The 21859-nt window shown below is 70.5% G+C and carries 16 protein-coding genes and 1 tRNA gene; 5 read left to right on the top strand and 12 right to left on the bottom strand.

Features of this window, described 5'->3' with window-relative positions; all coding sequences use genetic code 11:
* Positions 1-2: 2 nt before the first annotated feature.
* The 3 genes from glgX to PO78_RS09345 all read right to left on the bottom strand — a co-directional run bounded on the left by glgX (position 3) and on the right by PO78_RS09345 (position 6167).
* A complete protein-coding gene (glgX, locus tag PO78_RS09335) occupies positions 3-2312 on the bottom strand; it encodes a glycogen debranching protein GlgX (protein WP_231570665.1) in 2310 nt (769 codons plus the stop codon).
* A gap of 37 nt (positions 2313-2349) precedes the next feature.
* Entirely contained in the window at positions 2350-4542 is a 2193-nt protein-coding gene (gene glgB, locus PO78_RS09340) for a 1,4-alpha-glucan branching protein GlgB (protein ID WP_043743393.1), read from the bottom strand.
* Positions 4543-5147: 605 nt separating this feature from the next.
* Positions 5148-6167, bottom strand: a complete 1020-nt coding sequence (locus PO78_RS09345; RefSeq protein WP_043743396.1) for a glucokinase — start codon at positions 6165-6167, stop codon at positions 5148-5150.
* Positions 6168-6552: 385 nt separating this feature from the next.
* Here PO78_RS09345 and PO78_RS09350 point away from each other — a divergent pair, with 385 nt between their 5' ends.
* Positions 6553-8271 carry a glycoside hydrolase family 13 protein gene (locus PO78_RS09350; protein WP_156147797.1) on the top strand — a complete coding sequence of 573 codons (1719 nt, stop codon included), beginning with the start codon at positions 6553-6555 and terminating at the stop codon, positions 8269-8271.
* 127 nt (positions 8272-8398) lie between these two features.
* Here PO78_RS09350 and PO78_RS09355 read toward each other — a convergent pair whose 3' ends face one another.
* Both PO78_RS09355 and torT read right to left on the bottom strand, forming a co-directional pair.
* A complete protein-coding gene (locus PO78_RS09355; RefSeq protein WP_004310855.1) occupies positions 8399-9229 on the bottom strand; it encodes an SIR2 family NAD-dependent protein deacylase in 831 nt (276 codons plus the stop codon).
* A 28-nt stretch (positions 9230-9257) separates the two neighbouring features.
* Positions 9258-10331 carry a TMAO reductase system periplasmic protein TorT gene (gene torT, locus PO78_RS09360; protein WP_043743399.1) on the bottom strand — a complete coding sequence of 358 codons (1074 nt, stop codon included), beginning with the start codon at positions 10329-10331 and terminating at the stop codon, positions 9258-9260.
* Between the two features lie 105 nt (positions 10332-10436).
* On the opposite strand from torT, the gene PO78_RS09365 reads away from it, so the two are divergent.
* Positions 10437-13442 (top strand): ATP-binding protein, encoded by a 3006-nt coding sequence (locus PO78_RS09365; RefSeq protein WP_231570666.1) that lies wholly within the window; start codon positions 10437-10439, stop codon positions 13440-13442.
* On the opposite strand, the gene PO78_RS09370 is transcribed toward PO78_RS09365, so the two are convergent.
* From PO78_RS09370 to PO78_RS09395, 6 genes are all read right to left on the bottom strand, one after another.
* The gene (locus PO78_RS09370; protein WP_043743404.1) at positions 13403-14131 is read right to left on the bottom strand and encodes a response regulator; all 729 of its coding nucleotides are present in this window, start codon (positions 14129-14131) and stop codon (positions 13403-13405) included. The genes PO78_RS09365 and PO78_RS09370 overlap by 40 nt on opposite strands.
* A gap of 228 nt (positions 14132-14359) precedes the next feature.
* Positions 14360-14444 (bottom strand) — tRNA-Leu (locus PO78_RS09375).
* 78 nt (positions 14445-14522) lie between these two features.
* Positions 14523-15971: a mannose-1-phosphate guanylyltransferase/mannose-6-phosphate isomerase gene (locus PO78_RS09380; protein WP_004310859.1), complete on the bottom strand. Its 1449-nt coding sequence runs from the start codon at positions 15969-15971 to the stop codon at positions 14523-14525.
* 41 nt (positions 15972-16012) lie between these two features.
* Positions 16013-16903, bottom strand: coding sequence for a dTDP-4-dehydrorhamnose reductase (rfbD, locus tag PO78_RS09385; RefSeq protein WP_004310862.1), 891 nt, complete (start codon positions 16901-16903; stop codon positions 16013-16015).
* The gene (rfbB, locus tag PO78_RS09390; RefSeq protein WP_004310864.1) at positions 16900-17970 is read right to left on the bottom strand and encodes a dTDP-glucose 4,6-dehydratase; all 1071 of its coding nucleotides are present in this window, start codon (positions 17968-17970) and stop codon (positions 16900-16902) included. Before rfbB ends, rfbD begins: the two co-directional genes overlap by 4 nt.
* A gap of 124 nt (positions 17971-18094) precedes the next feature.
* Positions 18095-18781 carry a hypothetical protein gene (locus PO78_RS09395; protein WP_231570667.1) on the bottom strand — a complete coding sequence of 229 codons (687 nt, stop codon included), beginning with the start codon at positions 18779-18781 and terminating at the stop codon, positions 18095-18097.
* Between the two features lie 33 nt (positions 18782-18814).
* Between PO78_RS09395 and PO78_RS23370 the strand changes: the two genes are divergently transcribed.
* The 3 genes from PO78_RS23370 to PO78_RS09405 all read left to right on the top strand — a co-directional run bounded on the left by PO78_RS23370 (position 18815) and on the right by PO78_RS09405 (position 20545).
* Positions 18815-19309, top strand: a complete 495-nt coding sequence (locus PO78_RS23370) for a hypothetical protein (protein WP_231570668.1) — start codon at positions 18815-18817, stop codon at positions 19307-19309.
* A gap of 87 nt (positions 19310-19396) precedes the next feature.
* The gene (locus tag PO78_RS23375; RefSeq protein WP_231570669.1) at positions 19397-19927 is read left to right on the top strand and encodes a hypothetical protein; all 531 of its coding nucleotides are present in this window, start codon (positions 19397-19399) and stop codon (positions 19925-19927) included.
* Positions 19928-19960: 33 nt separating this feature from the next.
* The gene (locus tag PO78_RS09405) at positions 19961-20545 is read left to right on the top strand and encodes a hypothetical protein (protein ID WP_004310869.1); all 585 of its coding nucleotides are present in this window, start codon (positions 19961-19963) and stop codon (positions 20543-20545) included.
* A gap of 165 nt (positions 20546-20710) precedes the next feature.
* Here PO78_RS09405 and PO78_RS09410 read toward each other — a convergent pair whose 3' ends face one another.
* Complete coding sequence (locus PO78_RS09410) at positions 20711-21802, bottom strand: carotenoid 1,2-hydratase (protein WP_041589846.1); 1092 nt, start codon at positions 21800-21802, stop codon at positions 20711-20713.
* Between the last annotated feature and the right edge of the window lie 57 nt (positions 21803-21859).

Consider the following 21859-nt stretch of genomic DNA (forward strand, 5'->3'; position numbering starts at 1 on the left):
GATCAGGACTCCTGGTGGTGTTGTGCGGATTCTAGGAGGACGAGCACGGTGCGCGCGGACAGCACCGGCTCGACAGGATGGCTTTCGTGGCCGGGGGCGGGCGGCGCCGGGCCGCCGTCGGCCCGGGCACTGTCGAAGACCGGCGACCATCCGCCCGCGGGCAGGCGGAAGCGGCACGCGGCCGCGGCGGGATTGACGAGCAGCAGCACGCTGCGCGCGGGTGCGGCGGCCGCGGGTTTGGCGATGTGCTCGACCGTGTGCGGCCGCAGGCCGGGCGGATGCAGCAGGATCGCCAGTGCGCGCTCGCGGGGATCGTTCCAGTCGGCGGCCTGCAGCTCGGCGCCATCGGGGCGCAGCCAGCGCACGCTCGCCGCCTCGCCGTGCTCCGGGCCGCGCAGCCAGGCGGCCTGGCGCAGCGCGGGGTGGGCTGCGCGCAGGGCGAGCAGCCTTCGAGCGCAGGCGAGGAGTTCGCGGTCGGCGGCGGCCCAGTCGAGCCAGGTCGTCTCGTTGTCCTGGCAGTAGGCGTTGTTGTTGCCGCGCTGGCTGTGGCCGATCTCGTCGCCGGCGAGCAGCATCGGCGTGCCCTGGGCGAGCAGCAGGCTGGCGAGCAGGGCGCGCTGCAGGCGGGCGCGCAGGGCGAGCACGTCGGGGTCCGCGCTCGGGCCTTCCACGCCGCAGTTCCACGAGTGGTTGTGCGGATGGCCGTCGCGGTTGTGCTCGCCGTTGGCCTCGTTATGGCGGTGGTCGTGGCTCACCACGTCGCGCAGGCCGAAGCCGTCGTGCGCGCACAGGAAGTTGATGCTGGCCGTGGGGGCGCGGCGGTCGTGGTCGAACTCCGCCGCAGAACCGGCGAAGCGGTGGGCGAATGCGCCGCGGTCTCCCCCTCCGCATAGCCACCAGGCGCGCATCGTGTCGCGGAAGCGGTCGTTCCATTCCATCCAGCCGGGCGCGAACCCGCCCAGCCGGTAGCCGTCCGGGCCGAGGTCCCACGGTTCGGCGATCCACTTCAGGCGGGCGAGCAGCGGGTCGGCGGCGATCGCCGCGAACAGCGGCGCACCGGTATCGAAATGGCCGTGGCGGTCGCGCCCGGTCGTGACCGCGAGGTCGAGGCGGAAGCCGTCGATGCGGTAGCGCGCGGCCCAGTGGCGCAGCGCGCCGACGACCAGCTCGACCATGCGCGGCTCGCCGAGGTTCACCGCGTTGCCGCAGCCGCTCCAGTCGCGGTAGCACGCCGGGTCTTGCGGGTCGAGATGGTAGGCGCGCGCGTTGGCCAGCCCGCGCAGCGACAGCATCGGGCCGTCCGCGTCGAGCTCGGCCGTGTGGTTGAAGACCACGTCGAGCACCACCTCGAGCCCGGCGGCGTGCAGCGCGTCGATCGCCCCCGCGAGTTCCCCGGTCGGGGTGGTGCCCGCGCGCCCGCTCCAGTAGCGCGGCTCGGGGGCGAGCCAGGCTGCGGGCGCATAGCCCCAGTGGTTGGCGAGGCCACGGCGCTGCAGCGCCGCTTCGTCGGCGCGGAAGTGCAGGGGCAGCAGGCTCAGCGTGGTGAGGCCGAGCGCCCGGTAGTGATCGAGCATCACCGGGTGGGCGAGGGCGGCGTAGCTGCCGCGCAGCGCCGGCGGGATGTCCGGGTGGCGCATCGTCAGCGCACGCACGTGGGCCTCGTAGAGTACCGTGCGCTCGCGCGGGATGTGCGGGCGGGGAGGGCGGTCATACGCCGGAGCAGGGGCGGGGGCGGGCACCCTCGCCTTGGGGGCGAAGGCAGCGTTGTCGCGCGGGTCGGGCAGGCGCGGATCGTCGCTGCGGGCGGCGCGGAACGCGGCGAGCCTTGCCGCGAGCTCCACATCGTCGGCCGCTCCGGGCTGCTGGCGGCCGTAGCTGCCGACCACCTCCTGCGCCCAGGGGTCGAGCAGCAGCTTCGCCGGGTTGAACCAGTGGCCGCGCCCTGGCGCCCACGGGCCATGAGCACGCAGGCCATACACCAGGCCGACCCCGCCGGCAGGCAAAAAGCCATGCCAGACGCCTTCGCTGCACGCCGGCAGCGCCAGGCGGCGAAGCGCCTCGCGGCCTGCGGCATCGAAAAGACAGAGCTCGATCGCTTCGGCGTCCGGCGACCACACCGCGAAGTTCACCCCGGTCTCGCCGCTGTCTGCGGTGAGGGTGGCACCGAGCGGCCACGGCCGCCCCGGGCGCAAGTCCGGATCAGGCAGCGCATGCGCCATGGCGAGCGGATCCGCTGCGGCGCCGGGCCCGTCCTCGCAAGGAGCGCACCCGTGCTGCAGGATGGGAAGGGAGTCGGGGTGCGGGGCGCTCATCGCTGCGTTCTCTTGCCGGGGCATGCGTCCAGGCGTGTCAGTCCGCGCGTACGAACATCGCCACGCCTAGCGGCGGCAGGCGCAGGGTGAGCGACTGCGCCTCGCCCTGCCAGGGCAGCGCCGCGCTGGGCAGCGTGCCGTTGGTGACGCCCGAGCCCCCATACACCGGATCGTCGGTGTTGAGAAGCTCGCGCCAGGTGCCCGCCGCGGGTACGCCGATGCGCCAGCCCTCGCGCGCCACCGGGGTGAAGTTGCACGCGACCACCACGCTGCGGCCGTCGCGCGCGCGGCGCTCGAAGACCAGCACCGAGTGCGCCGCATCGTCGTGGGAGATCCAGCGGAAGCCTTCGCTCGCCGTGTCCTGCTCGTACAGCGCCGGATGGCTGCGCAGCACGCGGTTGAGATCGCGCACCAGGCGCTGCATGCCCGCGTGCGGGGCGTGCCCGAGCAGCTCCCAGGGCAGGCTGGCGTCGGCGTTCCATTCGGACCACGGGGCGAACTCGCACCCCATGAAGAGCAGCTTCTTGCCCGGGTGCGCCCACATGTAGCCGTAGAGCAGGCGCAGGTTGGCGAACTTCTGCCAGACGTCGCCGGGCATCTTGGCGAGCAGCGAGCCCTTGCCGTGCACCACTTCGTCGTGCGACAGCGGCAGCACGAAGTTCTCGCTGAAGGCATACGCCAGCGAGAAGCGCAGCTGGTCGTGGTGGTGCTTGCGATGCACCGGGTCGCGCGCGAGGTAGGCGAGGAGGTCGTTCATCCAGCCCATGTTCCACTTGTAGTGGAAGCCCAGGCCGCCGCCCTGCAGGTCGGGTGAGGGCGGGCGGCTGACGGCGGGGAAGGCGGTGGATTCCTCGGCGAGCGTGATCGCCTCGGGGCGCTGCGTGCCGACGAGGTGGTTCATGCGACGCAGGAAGTCGATCGCCTCCAGGTTCTCGCGCCCGCCGAAGCGGTTCGGCACCCACTCGCCCTCGCGCCGGCTGTAGTCGCGATACAGCATCGAGGCCACCGCATCCACCCGCAGCCCGTCGGCGCCGAAGCGCTCGATCCAGTACAGCGCGTTGCTGGCGAGGTAGTTGCGCACCTCGGCGCGGCCGTAGTTGTAGATCAGCGTGTTCCAGTCCTGGTGGAAGCCCTCGCGCGGGTCGGCGTGCTCGTACAGGTGGGTACCGTCGAACTCGGCCAGGCCATGGGCATCGCTCGGAAAGTGTGCCGGCACCCAGTCGAGGATCACCCCCAGCCCGGCGGCGCGCGCGGCATCGGTGAAGGCGCGGAAATCCTCCGGTGTGCCGAAGCGCGCGCTCGGCGCGTACAGCCCGGTGGGCTGGTAGCCCCAGGAGCCGTCGAAGGGGTGCTCGTGCACCGGCAGCAGCTCGAGGTGGGTGAAGCCGAGCCCGACTGCGTAGGGCACCAGGCGCTCGGCGAGCTCGCGGTAGGACAGCCAGCCGCCGTCTTCCTTGCGCTGCCAGGAGCCGAGGTGGACCTCGTAGATGCTGATCGGCGCGTCGAGCGCGTTGGCGCGCCGGCGCGCTTCGTCGATCGCCAGCCCGGGCAGCAGGCGCTGCACCACCGAGGCGGTGTGCGGGCGCAGCTCGGCGCGGAAGGCGAAGGGGTCGGCCTTGAGGCGCACGACGCCGTCGACGCCGAGGATCTCGTACTTGTAGAGCTCGCCCTCGCCGATGCCCGGCAGGAAGATCTCCCACACGCCGCACTCGCGGCGCTGCCGCATCATGTGGCGGCGGCCGTCCCAGGCGTTGAAGCCGCCCACCACAGAAACCCGGCGCGCGTTGGGCGCCCACACCGCGAAGCGCGTGCCGGCGACGCCGTCGACGGTCACAGGGTGCGCGCCGAGCCACTCGTAGGGGCGGTGATGGCTGCCTTCGGCGAGCAGCCAGACGTCGAGATCCTCGATCAGCGCGCCGAAGCGGTAGGCGTCGTCGAAGCGCGTCTCGCCGCCACCGGACCAGCGTACGTGCAGTCGGTAGCGCAGCGGATGCGAGCCTCCCGGGAGCGCGCCGATGAAGAGCGGCGATCCGTCCTGAGGCTGGAGCTCGAGCAGCGGACGGCCGTCGATGTCGAGCACCACGACCGCCTGCGCACCGGGCAGCAGCGTGCGCAGCACCATTCCGCCCGCGACCGGATGGGCGCCGAGCAGCGCGAAGGGATCGGCATGGCTCGCCTGCAGCAAGGACTGCAGCGACTCGGGAGCCACCCTGGCCAAGTCCGGGCCCATCGCTTGCAAGGGGGGTGCCGCAACGCTCGTTCGCGTCCTGGCCTTGCCGGCCTGCTTTTCGCCGCGCATCTGCGCCTCTCCGGTTCGAGTGCCGGGCTCTTTTTTTTCGTTGCGTCGCAGCGAAACGGGCCCGACAGCCCCAAGGATAAAACTTTCGCGCGTTTTGCGCTGCAACGGATCCGCATTTCCCGCCCGCCGCGCGTCGCAGCGGAAGACTCCGTTCCATAAGCCGCGGTGTCCGTAGGCGCGACGCAAGTCGCGACCGCACGATTGCGCATGCGGCGACCGCGGCGAGCGCGGCGGCGCCCCGATCGCGACTCGCGTCGCTCCCACCGCCCGGCCCGGATGCCGGCAACAGAGCACGCGCGCCGGTTTTCGTGGGAGCGACGCAAGTCGCGACCGCACGATTGCGCATGCGAAAACCGTCGGTGAGCGCGGCGGCGCCCCGATCGCGACTCGCGTCGCTCCCACCGCCCGACCCGGATGCCGGCAACAGAGCACGCGCGCCGGTTTTCGTGGGAGCGACGCAAGTCGCGATCGCACGATTGCGCATGCGAAAACCGTCGGTGAGCGCGGCGGCGCCCCGATCGCGACTCGCGTCGCGCCTACGGGGAGACGTGCCCGCGCGGCTCGGCGAGCGTGGTGAAGCCGAGCTCGATGGCGCTGTCGAGTGCCGCCGAGGCGCCGGTGAGGGCGGCGTGGGGGGCGACGACCACCCAGATCGGGATGCGTTCGAGCCAGGGGCGAAAGCGGCCCTTGGCGACGAAACGTTCGCGGAACGCGGAGCGCAGGAAGAAATCCCCCAGCCGCGGCACGATGCCACCGCCGATATACAGCCCGCCGCGCGCGCCCAGGGTGAGCGCGACGTCGCCCGCCACCGTGCCGAGCAGCGCGCAGAAGAGCTCGAGTGCCTCGACGCAGTGGCGGCAGCCGCCGGCCAGCGCCCTTTCGCTGATCTCCGCCGGCGTGCGCTCGACACGCGCTTCGCCGTCGAGCGCGCGCAAGGTGTCGTGGAGCACGACCAGACCGGGACCCGAGAGCACGCGCTCGGCCGAGACATGGCCATGGCGGGCGGCGAGCCAGGCGACCACCGCGGCCTCGCGTGTGCAAGAGGCCGGCAGCGTCACGTGCCCGCCCTCGCCTTGCAGCGGGACCCAGCCGCCCGGCAAGGGCAGCAGGCCCGAAACGCCGAGCCCGGTGCCGGCGCCGATCAACGCCCGCGCGGCGCCCGCACGCGGCTCGCCGCCGCCGACGCGGACCAGGTCGCCGTCGCCGAGCGCGGGCAGCGCGAGCGCGAGCGCGGTGAAATCGTTCACCACGGTCAGCCGGCGCAGGCCGAGCGCGCCGCACAGCGCGCCGATCGAAAAGCGCCAGGGATGATTGGTCATCGCGACGCCGTCGCCGTCGATCGGCGTGGCGATGCCGAAGGCGGCGTAAGCGGGCAGGCGGGCGCCGGTGTCCGCCAACCAGGCGCGCAACGCGGCCTCCGGGCCGCTGTGTTCCGCGCAGCGCAGCGCTCGCAGATGCGTCGGTGCCGCTCCGGGCGCCTCGACGAGGGCGAAGCGCGCGTTGGTGCCGCCGATGTCGGCGACCAGGCGGGGATAGGGAGCAGGGGTGGCGTTCATGACCCCCGATTCTGCCACGTGCAAAGGCGCTTGCCCGGCCCGGGTGTCCGTAGCTGCCCCAAGGCACCTGCCTGTAATCGCTGTGCCCCGATTCCGTTCCCCCGCGCCGTGGTGGGGCCGAATCACCCTGATCAGGACCCCCGTCGCGCCCACGGGGGCTACCCGCCGCCAGCCGGCCTTGTCCGCAGGAGCGACGCAAGTCGCGATTCTCCGCCTGCGTCGCCCGGTGCTCCAGCGGGGGGGCGGGGGCGCAGCAATTCAAGGTTCCGTCGCGCCTGCGATGGCAACAGGCGCAAGGGTTCGTCCGGCCAGCGTTCGTCATCCCGCGGGCGCGGGCCTACAATCGAACGCGGCCTCCCGAACAACCCGCCTGCTCGGTGCAATCATGCCCCCCTCTGCAGCCCCCTCCGTCGGCCCGCAGCCGGTTTCGAGCCCCGCTGCCCCCTGGTGGAAATCCGCCGTCGCCTACCAGCTCTACCCGCGCAGCTTCATGGACAGCGACGGCGACGGCATCGGCGACCTGCGCGGGATCCTCGCGCGGCTCGACTACCTGCAATGGCTGGGCGTCGATGTGATCTGGATTTGCCCGATCTTCGACTCCCCGAACGACGACAACGGCTACGATATCCGCGACTACCGCAAGATCCTGTCGACCTTCGGCACCATGGAGGATTTCGACCGCCTGCTCGCCGAAGTCCACCGCCGCGGCATGAGGCTGATCCTCGACCTGGTGCTCAACCACACCAGCGACGAGCACCCCTGGTTCCTCGAGTCGCGTGCCTCGCCCGACAACCCCAAGCGCGACTGGTACATCTGGCGCGAGGGCCGCGACGGGCATCCGCCCAACAACTGGGAGAGCATCTTCCGCGGCCCCGCGTGGACCCGGGACCCGGCCACCGGGCAGTACTACCTGCACCTGTTCACCCGCCGCCAGCCCGACCTCGACTGGACCAATCCGGAGATGCGCGCGGCCTTCCACGACATCGTGCGCTGGTGGCTGGACAAGGGCATCGACGGCTTCCGCCTCGATGCGGTGAGCCACATCCGCAAGATGCCGGGCCTGCCCGACCTGCCCAATCCACGCGGCCTGCCCTGGGTGCCGTCCTTCGCCATGCACATGAACGTCGACGGCGTGCTCGACACCATCGGCGAGCTCTGCCGCGAGACCTTCCGCCGCTACGACGTGATGACCGTGGGCGAGGCCAACGGCGTCGGCCCGCGCGAGGCGGTGGAGTGGGTGGGCAGCGACCGCGGCCGGCTCGACATGATCTTCCAGTTCGAGCACCTGGCGCTGTGGTCGCGCGCGCCCGGCGCGCCGCTCGACGTGGTCGCGCTCAAGAAGGTGCTGTCGCGCTGGCAGCATGCGCTGCACGGCAAGGGCTGGAACGCGCTCTTCCTGGAGAACCACGACATCCCGCGCGTCGTCTCCAAGTGGGGCGACACCGGCGCGCTGTGGCGCGAGAGCGCGACCGCGCTGGCGACGATGTACTTCCTGATGGAGGGCACGCCCTTCATCTACCAGGGCCAGGAGATCGGCATGACCAACGGCGTCTTCGAGCGCATCGAGGACTTCGACGACGTGCTGGCGAAGAACGACTACGCGCAGCGCCGCCTGGCCGGCGAGGAGGAGGGCGCGATCGTCGCCGACCTCGTGCTCACCGGCCGCGACCCGGCGCGCACGCCGATGCAGTGGGACGACGGCCCTCAGGCGGGCTTCACGCGCGGACGGCCGTGGCTGGCGGTCAATCCCAACCATCGCCGCATCAACGTCGCCCAGCAGCGCCACGACCCGGCTTCGGTGCTCAACCACTACCGCCGCCTGATCGCGCTGCGCAAGGCCGAGCCGGCGCTGGTGCTCGGCGACTATCGCCTGCTGATGAAGGACGACGCGCAGATCTACGCCTACCAGCGCCGGCTGGACGGCGAGCGCATTGCGGTGATCGTCAACCTGAGCCCTCGCCCGGCGCGCTTCGATCATCCCGGCGTGGTGCTCCGCCACGAACGCCTGCTGCTCGCCAACCGCGCCGTCGAAGCGCACCCTGCCGCCCACGCGCTCGAGCTCGCACCCTACGAGGCCCGCGTATACCGCGTGGGAAAAATGTAGGCGCGCCGCAAGGCGCGAAACGGGCGCTCCGGAGATCGACGCACGTCGACAGCTGATCGCCGGTTACGCCCGCAGCCGTGCCGGTTCATGTAGAAGGAGCGCCGCAAGGCGCGAATCGGGCGTCGGGTCAGCGGTGCCGGACCAGGGCCGCATGGACGGTGGCAATGCCTTCGAGTGCACCGCAGCGCAGGTGGATCGCGCCCGCCGGGAGCATCGGCTCCGCCTGCGGGTTGATGCGCACCAGCCGTCCGCCGATCGACTCGGCGAAGCGGCGCACCGTGGGCACGTTCTCGCCCGCGCCGAGCTCGATCACCACGGGCCTGCGCACGTGCTCCAGCCAGGCGACCAGCCCCGCCTCCTGCGCCTCGGTGCGGCGTGGAATCCAGGCCCAGTCGCCGAACATCAGGATGTTGGGCCGCGCGACGCCGCCGCAATGCGGGCAGCGCGGCGGCTCGCCGAGCAGTCTGCAGGCTTCCTCGTCCACCTGCGGCTCGAAGCCCTCCGCGCACCACACCGCGCCCCGGCAGCCGCGCTGGCACTGCAGGTGATGAATCGAGCCGTGCACCTCCATGATCCGCGCATCGGCAAAGCCGGCCTTCTGAAACTGCCCATCCACATTCGAGGTAAAGACGAAGGCGCCGCCGCGCAATCCCGCGGCGATCTCCTGCAGCAGCGCGAAGCCCCGGTGCGGCACGGTGCGCCGGTAGAGCGCCAGGCGGTGCCCGTAGAACCCCCAGGCGAGCGCCGGATCGCGCTCGAACGCGGCCGGATTGGCGATCTCCTCGAAGCGCACGTGGGCGCGGCCGAGCGCCGGATAGGCCCGCCAGAAGCCCTCGGGGCCGCGGAAATCCGGCAGCCCGGAATCCACCCCCATGCCCGCGCCCGCGGCGACGATCAGCCCGTCGGTCTCGCGCAGCCATCGGGCGATGCGGGCAAGGGGATCGGCAGGTGGATTCATCGGCTTTCGGAGGCGGAGAAGGGATTTCTCAGGGCAGTGCCGGTGCGATCTGATACACCGGTACGAAACCCGCCGGCGGCAACATCCACTGCACCGGGAAACGTCCCAGCGAGCTCTTGTCCACGAGTTCGACCGCCGGGCCGAGGTAGGGCTCGATCGGCCGCCCCTCCAGCGCCCGCAAGGCTTGACGCACCGCCAGCCGCCCCTGCAGCACCGGGAAATCCGTCACCGCCGCGAGGATGCGGCCGCGCAGGATGCCACCATGGACGGCCGGAGTCAGGTAGGACGACACGATCGCCGTCGCCCCCTCGCGTCCGCGCCGGCGCAGCTCGGCGATCGCGGCCTCGGCCATGGGCGCGTTGCCGACCAGGTAATCGAGCTGCGGCTGCTCGTCGAGCACAGCCTCCACCAGCCGGCGCTGGATCGCGCGCCCCGTGTCACCGTGGCGCTCGGCGACGACGTTCACCGCGCTGCCTGCGATGCCCGTGCGGAAACCGCGGTCGATGAAGCCCACCCAGTCCGCGTCCGCCGGTCCGGGAATCCACGCGATCCGCGCGGGGGGACCGCCCGCGGGATGGCGTGCGGCCAGCCAGCGGCCGATCGTCCAGCCGAGCTGGTACCAGGGCACGGCGATGCGCGCGCGCACCACCTGCGGGTCGATGTCGTTCACCACCCCGAGCACGAGCCGATGGTCGAGTTGCGGCGCGAGCAGGTCGTTGAGCCCGCCGCGGCTGACGGTGCCGATCAGCAGCGCATCGACCGCCTCATCCTCCAGGCACTCCGCCACGCGTTCACGCTGGCGGGCGAGCTGCCCGTAGCCGCCGGCCTCGCGTACGCCCAGGCCGAGGCCGAGCGCGCGCGCCTCCTCGGTCATGCCGAAATTCACCGCCAGCCAGTAGCTGTCCTTCAGGTGCGGGTAGATCGCGCACAGGCGCCAGCCACGCGTGGGGGAGGGCGGAACGATGTCCGGCCCGGTCTCGGCCGCGCCGTTTGCCGCGCGATGATCGCCTGCCCAGCGTTGCAGCGGCCACTCGGCTGCCGGCTGCGCACCGGCCAGCGCCGCGGCGCAGCTCGGCAGCGCGCCCAGCGCAAGCCCGAGCAACCCGTGGCGGACGCTGCGCCGGTAAGATGAAACCCATCGACTCGTCGCCTTCGACCACTGCGCAAGCACACCCGCTCCCCACCGACCGTGACCGCCCCATCTTACGTGAAACCCCGCCACGAACGCCGCTTCGGCCTGCGCGAACGCCTGCTACTGGGGCTGCTCGTCGCCGCGCTCGGCACCGTACTGGTGGCGGTGGTGGGCTGGGTCAGCTTCCAGCGCGTGGTGAGCAGCCAGCAGGCGATCGTGCGCGACACCCTGCCGGCCGCCGACGCGCTGCACGAGGCGGTGCGCGCCAACGCCCGCCTCGCGGCGCTTGCGCCGCGGCTGCTGCGGGCGGATTCGGCGGCCGAGCTCGATCAGTTGCGCGCCGCGCTCGGTGTCGACGTGCCGTTGGTGCGCGACCGCCTGGCGGCGCTGCGCTCGCCGCACGTCGAGGCGGAGCTGCGCGAGCGCCTGCAGGCGACCGGCGACCGCCTCGCCGCCGGCCTCGAAGGCATGAGCGCGGCGATCGACCAACGCCTGCGCCTGCGTGCCGCCCGCCTCGAGCGCATCGACACGCTGCGCGCGGCGATCGACGGGCTCGACGAGCTTGCCCGCATCCACGCGGATAACGCCACCGCGCAGCTCGTGTCCACCCTCACGACCCTGCTGCAGCCCGACCCCGGGCAGGGCGCGCCGAGCCTGGCCGAGCGCGAGGCTGCGCGCGAGCGTGTGCTCGATCTCGACATCGATAGCCTCGAACGCATGCACGAACTCAACCTCACCGTGCATGCGCTCGGCTTTCTCATCGGCCGCCTCGACGAGCTCGACTCGGGCGCACGGCTGCAGGCGGCACGCGTCGAGTTCGCCGCGCACCTCGCACTGCTGGCGCGCCGGCTCGCGGATATCGCCGACCCGGGTGGGCGGGAGCAGGGCGAGCGGGTGCTCCGATTGCTCGCCTCGGCGCTGGACGAGGAGGGTACCTTCGCACTGCGCGCACGCGAGATCGCCCTGCGCGCGCAGGTGGAGACCTTGCAGGGCGTGGTCGGCGAACTCACCACCGAGCTCGACGCCCTCGCCGGCGAGCTGATCCACCGCGGCGGCCGCATCCTCGCCGCCGCCGGATCGGCCGCCGAACGCAGCGCGACCTCGGGTCTGATCGCCTTCGGCGTGATCGCCGCGGCGCTGCTGCTGGTGACCCTGGGCGTCACCGTCCATGCGCTGCGGCGTCACACGCTCGGGCGCCTGCGCGCGCTGGAAGAGGCCACCCTCGCACTCGCGTCCGGCCGACGCGAGGTGGCGATCGACACCGCGGGCGACGACGAGCTGGCCTCGCTCGCGGTCGCGCTCGAACGCTTCCGCGCCAACGCGATCGAGCGCGACCGCTTCGCAGAAGAGCTTCGGCAGCAGCAGCAGGAGCTCGAGAACCAGGTGCTGGCGCGCACCGCGCAGCTGCGCGAGGCCAACGCCGCGCTCGCGCGCGAGACCGCCGATCACGCTCGCGCCCGTCACGCCGCCGAGCAGGCCGACCGCGCCAAGACCGCCTTCCTCGGCACCGTCAGCCACGAGCTGCGCACCCCGCTCGCGGGTATCCTCGGTCTGCTCGAACTCGTCGAGGACGCCAGCTCGACCACCGAGCGCAAGCAGTACCAGGCGCAGATGCGCGCCGCGGCCGTGCTGCTGCTCGAGCTGCTCGAGGACATGCTCGACTTCGCCCGCATCGAAGCGGGCGGCGTGCAGGTCGACAAGGCGAGCTTCAGCCTGCGCGACACGGTGAACGATGTCTTCGCGGTGCAGGGCACGCGCGCCGCGGTACGCGGGCTCGCGCTGATCGCCGAGGTCGATCCCGCGCTGCCCGACGCGGTGCAGGGCGACCGCCGCAAGCTCAGCCAGATCCTGCTCAACCTGGTCGGCAACGCGATCAAATTCAGCGACGCGGGCGCGGTGACGGTGCGCGTGCGCGCCGGTACGCAACCCGACCAGCTACACTTCGCCGTCGAGGACCACGGCATCGGCATCGAGCCCGCGCGCCAGCAGGAGGTCTTCGAGCCCTTCGTGCAGGTGCGCGACAGCGGCCGCCACCACGCCGGCACCGGCCTCGGGCTGGCGGTGTGCCGCCGCCTGGTCGAGGCCATGGGCGGCGCGATCGAGCTGAAGAGCGCGCCGGGGCAGGGCACCACGGTGAGTTTCGAGATCCCCCTCCCGGCGACCGCAGCGGCGGCCGTCGAGGCCTTGCCTGCCGCGACGGAGCCGAAGCGGACCGCGCTGCCCCCCGGCCACCGCGTGCTGGTGGTCGAGGACGACGAGGTCAATCGCATGGTGGTCGAGCGCTTCCTCGACGCCCTCGGTCAGCAGGCGGTGTGTGCGCCCGACATCCAGAACGCACTGCGCCTGCTGCAGGCGCGCCCGATCGACCTCGCCCTGATCGACATGAACCTGCCCGACGGCGACGGCCGCGAGCTGCTCGCCCGCCTGCGCGCGCTGCCGGCGCACGCGCACACTCCGGCCGTGCTGATGTCGGCCCACATCCCGCGCCGAGAGGTCGATGCGCTGCTCGAAGCGGGCTTCGCCGCCTTCCTGTCCAAGCCCTTCGCGCGCGAGCGCCTGCGCGCGCTGCTCGCCGATCTCCTTGCCGAGCCAGCGGCCGCAGTGCCCACGCGAGGCACGGCGGGTGTCGCGGAGGTACTGCAGGCGACAGACTGGATCGACGCCGATTTCCTGCGTGCGGAGCGGGAGGCGCTGGGCGAGGAGACCGTGGCCGACATCGTCGGCGTCTTTCGCACGCAGGGCCAGCCGCTGATCGACGCGCTGCTCGCCGCCGCCCGCGCCGGCGAGCACGAAGCCTGCGCACGCCTCGCGCACAAGCTGCGCGGCGCCGCGGGCAACGTGGGGGCAGGGCGGCTGGCGGAATGCGCGGGCGCGCTGGAGGAGGCGCTGAAACCGGACCCGAAGGGGGACGCGCCGCGCGCGGGCGCGATCGGCGACCTGGCCGCGCGCGCGGGCGAGCTGGGCGAGGCCTGGTCGTACACGCTGCAGGCGCTCGACGCCTTGCGTTCTGCGGCGGACGACGCGGAAGCGCAAAGGCCGGATCAGACCCCGCCAGGCTCGACGTCGGCAGCCAGCCGATAGCCCTCGCCGCGGATCGTTGCGATCAGCGAGTCCGTACGCGCCGGATCGTCGAGCTTCGCGCGCAGGCGGCGCACCAGCACATCCACCGAACGGTCCTGCGGCGACCAGTTGTGCCCGCTCACCGCGCGGCTGAGGCGATCGCGGTCGAGGATCTCGCCGGGGTGGCGCACCAGCAGCGCGAGCACTTCGAATTCGCCGCGCGTCAGCGCCACGTCCTGCCCCGCGCGGTCGCGCAGCCTGCGCCGCGAAAGTTCCAGCACCCAGCCCGCGAAGCGCAGGCTGTCCGCCGTCTCCGCCGGACGCGTCGCGCTGCGCCGCAGCAGGCTCTTGACGCGGGCGAGCAGCTCGCGCGGGTTGAAGGGCTTGGTCACGTAGTCGTCGGCGCCCACCTCGAGCCCGACGATCTTGTCGACGTCGTCGTTGCGGCTGGTGACGAGGATGATGCCGATCGAGGCGTCGCGCGCGCGCAGCTCGCGCGCCAACGACAAGCCGTCCTGACCGGGCAGGTTGATGTCGAGGAGCACGAGGTCGACCTCTCCCTGGGCGAGCTGTCGCCAGAAGGACTCGCCGTCGCCGGCCAGCAGCACGCGGTAGCCTTCCTTTGAAAAGTAGGCATTCATGCGCGCCTGCGCGACGAGATCGTCGTCGACGACCAAGAGGGTGACGTGGGATTCGAGGGGCGCTTGCATGGGATCGCGAGGGACGCGAGGGGTGGGAGGCAGGAAGGAGCGAGGAGGACAGGCGGGATTCTAAGGCTGGAAGGCGAATTCTTCGCACCGAGATGCCATGTCGGATATTTGTTTACATAACACATATTCTCGCTGTTTTAGTTGCACCTACTGCAGGGGGACTTCCTGGCCGCGAGCGCGCTTGCGGGAACGCTGCAGCACGCGCGTGCAATGCCAGATTGAAAACCCTGGTGCGGGGAAAGAGACTCGAACTCTCACGCCTTGCGGCGCTGGAACCTAAATCCAGTGCGTCTACCAATTCCGCCATCCCCGCACACTTCAGCACAAGTGAAGCGGCGCGCATTATACACGCGCCGCTTCGCGTACCGGGCGGCAGCGGCTGGTCCGACGCTCAAGCCGTGCTGCGGCCGTAGGTGTCCTCGAAGCGGACGATGTCGTCCTCGCCGAGGTAGCTGCCCGACTGCACCTCGATGATCTCGAGCGGGACCTTGCCCGGGTTCGACAGGCGGTGGGTGTGGCCGAGCGGGATGTAGGTCGATTCGTTCTCGGCGAGCAGGAAGCTGCGCTCGCCGTTGGTGACCTCCGCCGTACCCTTCACCACGATCCAGTGCTCGGCGCGGTGGTGGTGCATCTGCAGGCTGAGCTTGGCGCCCGGATTGACCACGATGCGCTTGACCTGGAAGCGCTCGCCGGCGTCGATCGAGTCGTACCAGCCCCAGGGACGATAGACCTTGCGATGGCTCTGGGTGAGCGTGCGGCCCTCGGCCTTCAGGCGCGCGACCACCTTCTTGACGTCCTGCGTGCGATCCTTGTGCGCGACCATCACCGCGTCGGGGGTCTCGACCACCACCATGTCCTCGCAGCCCACCGCGGCGACCAGGCGGCTGCCGGCGTGCACCAGCGTGTTGCGGCAGGCCTCGAAGAGGACCTCGCCGCGCGCGGCGTTACCCTCCCCGTCCTTGGCCGACACCGCCCACAGCGCGTCCCAGGCGCCCACGTCGGACCATCCGGCCGACAGCGGCACGACCACGCCCTGCCCGAGCTCCGGCGCTTCGGCGAGCTTCTCCATGACTGCGTAGTCGATCGAGTCGCTCGGGCTGCGCTCGAAGGCGGCGGTGTCGAGACGGATGAAGTCCGCGTCGTGGGTGCAGCCGGTGACCGCCGTCGTGCAGGCCGCGGCCATCTCGGGCGCGAAGCGACGGATCGCCGCCAACCACACCGAGGCCTTCATCATGAAGATGCCGCTGTTCCAGTAGTAGGCGCCGCTCGCCACGTAGGCCTCGGCGGTGGCGCGGTCGGGTTTCTCGACGAACTCGAGCAGTGCGCGCGCGCCCTCGCCCTCCGCCAGCGCCTCGCCGCTGCGGAGGTAGCCGTAGCCGGTCTCGGGGCGGTCGGGCACGATGCCGAAGGTCACCAGTGCACCCTTGGCTGCCGCCTTGGCGCCGATCGCGATCGCATGCTGGAAAGCGACCTGTTCGGTGATGACGTGGTCGGCAGGCATCACCAGCAGGATCGGATCGCCCTCCTCCACCGCAACCAGCGCGGCCAAAGTGAGCGCCGGCGCGGTGTTGCGTCCCACCGGCTCGAGTACGATCTGTGGCGAACGTACGCCGATCTGGCGGAGTTGTTCGGCGATGATGAAGCGATACTCCTCGTTGGTGACGACCAGCGGACGCGGGTCGACCTCGCCGCCGGGGAAGTCCTTCAGGCGCAGCGCGGTCTCCTGCAGCAGCGAGCGCTCGCCGGTAAGGGGGAGGAGTTGCTTGGGATAGCTCTCGCGCGACGCCGGCCACAGTCGGGTGCCGGAGCCGCCGGAGAGGATCACGCTCTTGATGGTCATGAATCGGGTCCTTGCGTTGTTCTGTCGTTCGGCCGGGTGCTTCAGTCCAGGATCTCGCGCAGCATGCGGGCGACGCCGTCGCGCCAGTCGGGCAGCGCGAGACCGAAGCGTTCGCGCAGCCGCGAGGTGTCGAGCCGTGAATTGAGCGGCCGCGCCGCGGCGGTCGGATAGTCGCGGGTGCCGATCGGCGCGATCTCGCCTGCCTTGAGCGTCGCCCCGAGCTTGCGCGCTTGCTCGATCACGAAGCTTGCGTAGCCATGCCAGCTCGTCTCGCCGCCCGCGGCGAGGTGATAGGTGCCGCCCAGGCTGCGGTCCGCGTGTTCGGCACGGAGGGCATGCGCGCTGACATCGGCGATCAGCTCCGCGCCGGTGGGTGCGCCGAGCTGGTCGGCGATGACGGTCAGGCGTTCGCGCTCGGCCGCGAGGCGCAGCATCGTGCGGGCGAAGTTGCCGCCGCGCGCCGCATACACCCAGGAGGTGCGCAGGATCAGGTGACGGCAGCCCGCGGCGCGGATCGCCTCCTCTCCGGCGAGCTTGCTGCGGCCGTACACGGAAAGCGGTGCGGTCGGGGCATTCTCGCGCCAGGGGGTGTCACCGCTGCCGTCGAAGACGTAGTCGGTCGAGTAATGCACCAGCAGCGCGCCCACGGTCGCCGCGGCCCGGGCCAGCACGCCCGGCGCCTCCGCGTTGATGCGCTGCGCGCGCTCGACATCGGTCTCGGCCTTGTCGACAGCGGTGTAGGCGGCGGCGTTGACGATCACGTCGGGGGCCAGGCTGCGCACGGTGCGGTCGATGCCATCGAGGTCCTCGAGGTCGCCATGCAGGCCGTCGGCGCCGCCACGGTCGAGCGCGACGACGGTGCCGACCGGCGCGAGCGCGCGCTGCAGCTCCCAGCCGACCTGGCCGTTCTTGCCGAGCAGCAGGATCTTCATGCGCGGGCCTCGCGTCCGGCGTAGTTGCGCGCCACCCAGTCGCGATAGGCGCCGCTCTGCACGTTGGCGATCCAGGCCGGGTTGTCCAGGTACCACCGCACGGTCTTGCGGATGCCGCTCTGGAAGGTCTCCGCCGGCCGCCAGCCGAGCTCGCGTTCGATCTTGCGCGCGTCGATCGCGTAGCGGCGGTCGTGGCCGGGGCGATCCTTGACATAGGTGATCAGGCGGGCGTGGCTGCCGGCTGCACTCGGGCGCAGCTCGTCGAGCAGCGCGCACAGGGTGTGCACGATCTCGAGGTTGGCCATCTCGTTCCATCCGCCGACGTTGTAGGTCTCGCCGAGGCGGCCGCGCGCCAGCACTTCGCGGATCGCGCTGCAGTGATCGCCCACGTAGAGCCAGTCGCGCACGTTCTGGCCGTCGCCGTAGATCGGCAGCGGCTTGCCGGCGAGCGCGTTCACGATCATCAGCGGGATCAGCTTCTCGGGGAACTGGTAGGGGCCGTAGTTGTTCGAGCAGTTGGTGGTGAGCACCGGCAGGCCGTAGGTGTGATGCCAGGCGCGCACCAGGTGGTCGCTCGCCGCCTTGCTCGCCGAGTAGGGGCTGTTGGGCTCGTAGGCCTTGGTCTCGGTGAAGGCGGGATCGTTCGGGCCGAGCGAGCCGTAGACCTCGTCGGTGCTCACGTGCAGGAAGCGGAAGGCCTCGCGCTCGCCGGCGGGAAGCGCGCTCCAGTGCGCGCGCGCCGCTTCGAGCAGGGTGAAGGTGCCGTCTACGTTGGTGCGCACGAAGGCGCCGGGACCGTGGATGGAGCGGTCGACGTGGCTCTCCGCGGCGAAGTGCACCACCGCGCGCGGCTTGTATTCGGCGAACAGGCGCTCGACCAGGGCGCGGTCGCAGATGTCGCCATGCACGAAGAGGTGCCGCGCGTCGCCTTCCAGGCGCGCGAGCGTCTCGCGGTTGCCGGCATAGGTCAGCGCGTCGAGGTTGATCACCGGCTCTTCCGAACCCTGGAGCCAGTCGAGCACGAAGTTCGCGCCGATGAAGCCGGCGCCGCCTGTCACGAGAATCACGTGGGGAATCCTGTTCGAGTCTGGAAAGCTGCCATTATCGCATTCAGGGCAATGGCCGACGAGGAAGGACGCCACTCCGGATCACAGGTTTTGAGTCTCGCTGCACCGCTGCGTCCTTGGGCAATCACTGCGGCGATCGAGCGATGCCCGCCGCGACAAGGGCCGAGAGATCCGGCTCGCAGAAGTTCTCAGGCGTGGCATCGAGTTCGGAAAGGCTGCGGGGAAAGGCGAAAAGGCAGGCATCGCTCGACGCGTATCCCATGAGTCGGGCGGTGTTCTTGGCGATCAGCTTGAATGCGCGTTGCGCGGTGCGGTCGGGGTCGCGATCCACGCGCCCACGGTCGGTGAGTTGCTGCAGCCTTGCAAGCGAAACGATCGAAAGGTGAAACGGCGTACTCGTGTCTCCCGCACTGGCGGCAAAGTTGAAACGCGCCGGTTTCAATTGCATGTCGTCGGCGATCACGACGACGCGAACGACCGTTCCATCCCCTCGCCAGTCGATGCTGCCGATCAATGCATCGAGGAGCGGACGCGCATCCATGAGCCCGAGCGTTGGCCGAAAAGGCGCGAGATCCATCTTGGTCGGGATCGTCACGATCGGTGGTGCAAGGCTGCCTTGCAGGCGCGCGACCAGTTTCGGAACAAAGCGTTGGTCGGCGATCTCCTCGTGGATGTGAAGGGCTACCGCCGTCGGACGCAAGGTCCGGCCGGCAGCATGGTCGTTGGCCTGGCTGTGGCCGGTCGCCAGAAACGACAGCAACATGCCCATCACAAGTCGGTTGTACCTTGTGGGCTTGAAGTTCTTCGGCATAATCCAGGGCAGCTCCTGATCGGCGGGAAACGCATGCAGCATAGCTACAGTTTCGACCTCGTGCTCGGCCACCTCCGCCTTCTGCAGCAGGGCTCGGACCTGACGAGCGATGCGCGTTGGGCGGCCGACGAGAGCCCTGAAGCATGCGCGACCCTGTCCACGCGTGCGCGTGAAACCGTCGAACGATTGAAGAAGGCGTTTCCCGATCTGCAGCCATTGCCGGTGGAGGCAGAAGAAGTACCGGATCTGCTCGGCCGCGTTCAGGACCCGGAGGTTTCCATCCGGCGCCTGCATCGCTTCGCACGCCTGGTCGGCACCTGGGAGTGCGGGAGCGTCCTGATCGGCACCTACGACAACTCGATCGAGGTGAGCCTCGCCGTCGACGCCGAGCGCTTGAACAGCGGCAACCTGAATGAATCCCTTGCACGCTTGCTGACCTGCCTTGAATCCGCGACGCACTTCAACTTCCTGGACCAGGAGGGGCGTCGAACGCTCGAGCCGGTGTCCGCCGCTGCCTTGCTGCTCTAGCGGCACCACAAGGGCCTCTTGGCGCTGCAACGCGCAACGCGCCGATCGCGGCGGCTGCAAGCCCTCGCAGCACCTAGCGCCATCCTGATGACGATAGTGGTCGCGACCCTCGCGTTCCTGATCGTTCGAGGCGCCGTCGAGCACGGCAGCCTCGTGCTGCGCACCGATTGGGCCAGAGACGCGGTCTTCGTCACGACCGCCCTGACACCGCCCGCATCGGGCTTCAGCCTGTCACCCGGCTACACGCTCGAGGGCCACATCCTGGAGACGGGCGAGCGCGCTCGTCTTGCGGTGTCGCGGGATGTGTATATCCGTGCGGCGCCCGGTGCCCGCCACACTGTCCTGCGCACCAACGATCCCGCCACGCCCTGGGTGTTGAGGGCGACGTTCAACCCCGGCGAGGCTGTCTTACGGGTCGGAGATGGCGGCGTCGCCTGGTTCGCGCTCGTCGCGCTGCTGCCCGTCGCCCTGTGGGGCGTGCTCGTGTTCTATCCGTGGGTGCGGGTCCGGGGTGAAGGTCGAGCGCTGATGAAGGAGCAGATGAGCAGGAACCTGCTGTCGATTACCAAACTGACACTGCTGCTGGGCGTCGTGGCGCTGATCAAGCGGCTTGCCTGACGGCGCAAGACAACCCATGAACCGGAGGACTCCGTGGAAATCAACCAGAAGAAGCGTTCCAACCGATTGAAGTTCACGTTCAACGACGACAGCTTCAACTATGCGTACAAGGACCGCAGCGGCTCCGGCGACATCGACGTGCAGTACGCCGGCTTCCCGACGAAGGCCTCGGTCTCGATCGAGCGGAACGAATGGCTGCGCAATGCCGGACTGATCTGGTGCGTCATCGGTGTGCTGCAATTGGGGCACGCGATGGTCACCGGCGACTCGCTTCAGGGGCGAGGCTTCTGGCTTCTCATCGGGGTGATCTGCCTTGTCTGGTACCGCTGGGCAACCGTCAAGTATTCGGTTTTCCGCTCGCAAGCGGGTAACGTCCTCGTGATTCAGGACCGCGAGCATGATCGGATCGTCGATGAAATCAACCGCCGGCGAAAGGACCAGCTCCTTGCTCTCTATGGCGAACTGGACATGCGCAACACGCTCGAGGACGAGATCGCAAAGTTCTCTTGGCTGCATGAGCAGGACGTCTTGTCCAAGGACGAACTGGAAGGACGCCTTGCACAGGCGCGCGCGGCCTTTCAGGCGCCAGGGCCGGCAGCATCCAGCCAGCTTCATTGACGGCTGCGCTGGCGAAACGGGCGCGATGAGGTGTTGCCGGCACCGGGCTCGCGTGGCTGGTCCGGCGGGCGTTGGCGTTCTACGCGTCAGACGGAATTTCGCTCTGCCGCGAGCTCCCGTGCAACGGGGTCAGGTGGAGAGGGAACGGATGGCCCTTCATGGTTTCTACATGCGCAAGCGCTCGGCGTAGCCGGTCATCTCCAGGTAGCCGCGCCCGAGCTCGGGGCCCTCCCCGGCACCCCCCCCCGCCTCGTGCAGGCGCACCGCGCCCTCCCAATAGATCGCCCCGGTGGAGGCGCGGCTGTCGAGCTCCTGGTCGTCCATCAGCGGCCGCAGCCGGTAGCGCCGTTCGCCCACCGTGACCGCCCACTCCACCGGGTACTCGATTCCGGTGCGCGGCGAGCGCCAGCGGCGCAGCGGTTCGAAGCGCACCTCCGTGGGCGGGTGGATGCGGACGCTGCCATCGCGCGTGCTCGTGGTCGCGGCCGCCCAGAGCGCGCGGCCCTCGTGGTCGCGCATGCGGAAGGCCATCAGGCCGCCGCCGTCGCCGAGGTTGATGCCGATCCAGTCCCAGCCGCGCGCGCCCTCGGGCAGGATCTCGCTCGACCACTCGTGATCCAGCCAGGCATGGCCGCTCACCGCCACCGGCTCGCCATCCAGGCGCAGCGAGCCGCTCACCGCGAGCTGCGGGCGGCTGTAGTAGTAGCTGGCATTGAGCGGATCGGGCGCCTTCTGGCTGTAGCCATCGCGCCCGTTCGGCACTGGCGCGCGGTCCGGGGTGAATTCGAGCTCGAAACCGAAGTCCTCCGCCTCGATGCGGCTGCGGTAGCCGGCCGCCGGGCTCTCTCCTCCTTCGAGGAACCAGTCATCCACCCGTACCGCGGTACGCCCTTCCAGCGCCTCGACCAGTCCGGGATAGGCGCGTCCCGAGCGCTCGGCGTGGCGCAGCCTGCCGGTCGCCGGGTCGGCCACCGCGGCATGCGCGAGCACCAACTGGCGTGGCGCGAAGCGGCTCGGGTTGTCCTCGCCGATGCGCGTGCGCACGCGGAAGAAGGTGAGCTGGAACCCGCGCTCCACCCCCGCCGCATCGCGCAACCAGCCGGTGATGTACCACCACTCGGTGCGATAGGCCGGATGCGCGCCGAAATCCTGCGGAAACACCAGCGCCTTGCCCGGCACGACCGGCGGGTAGGGCGGTCCGGAATCCTGCGCCTGCGCTGCCCCACCGCACACCAGCATCAGCGCTCCCAGGAGCAGCACGCGCAGCCGGACAAGCCGCCTCTCCAGCGCCACAAGCGCAACGCCCGCCGCGAG

Origin of the sequence: Thauera sp. SWB20 (assembly GCF_000831325.1) — a bacterium.
Taxonomy (GTDB): Bacteria; Pseudomonadota; Gammaproteobacteria; order Burkholderiales; family Rhodocyclaceae; genus Thauera; species Thauera aminoaromatica.

What these genes read in the sequence shown, in the direction of transcription:
- PO78_RS09380 (WP_004310859.1), bottom strand. Translation starts at nt 15,971, where the DNA reads ATGACCATCAAGAGCGTGATCCTCTCCGGCGGCTCCGGCACCCGACTG.
- glgX (WP_231570665.1), bottom strand. Translation starts at nt 2,312, where the DNA reads ATGAGCGCCCCGCACCCCGACTCCCTTCCCATCCTGCAGCACGGGTGC.
- glgB (WP_043743393.1), bottom strand. Translation starts at nt 4,542, where the DNA reads ATGGGCCCGGACTTGGCCAGGGTGGCTCCCGAGTCGCTGCAGTCCTTG.
- rfbD (WP_004310862.1), bottom strand. Translation starts at nt 16,903, where the DNA reads ATGAAGATCCTGCTGCTCGGCAAGAACGGCCAGGTCGGCTGGGAGCTG.
- PO78_RS09395 (WP_231570667.1), bottom strand. Translation starts at nt 18,781, where the DNA reads ATGCCGAAGAACTTCAAGCCCACAAGGTACAACCGACTTGTGATGGGC.
- PO78_RS09345 (WP_043743396.1), bottom strand. Translation starts at nt 6,167, where the DNA reads ATGAACGCCACCCCTGCTCCCTATCCCCGCCTGGTCGCCGACATCGGC.
- PO78_RS23375 (WP_231570669.1), top strand. Translation starts at nt 19,397, where the DNA reads ATGACGATAGTGGTCGCGACCCTCGCGTTCCTGATCGTTCGAGGCGCC.
- PO78_RS09355 (WP_004310855.1), bottom strand. Translation starts at nt 9,229, where the DNA reads ATGAATCCACCTGCCGATCCCCTTGCCCGCATCGCCCGATGGCTGCGC.
- PO78_RS23370 (WP_231570668.1), top strand. Translation starts at nt 18,815, where the DNA reads ATGCAGCATAGCTACAGTTTCGACCTCGTGCTCGGCCACCTCCGCCTT.
- PO78_RS09370 (WP_043743404.1), bottom strand. Translation starts at nt 14,131, where the DNA reads ATGCAAGCGCCCCTCGAATCCCACGTCACCCTCTTGGTCGTCGACGAC.
- PO78_RS09350 (WP_156147797.1), top strand. Translation starts at nt 6,553, where the DNA reads ATGCCCCCCTCTGCAGCCCCCTCCGTCGGCCCGCAGCCGGTTTCGAGC.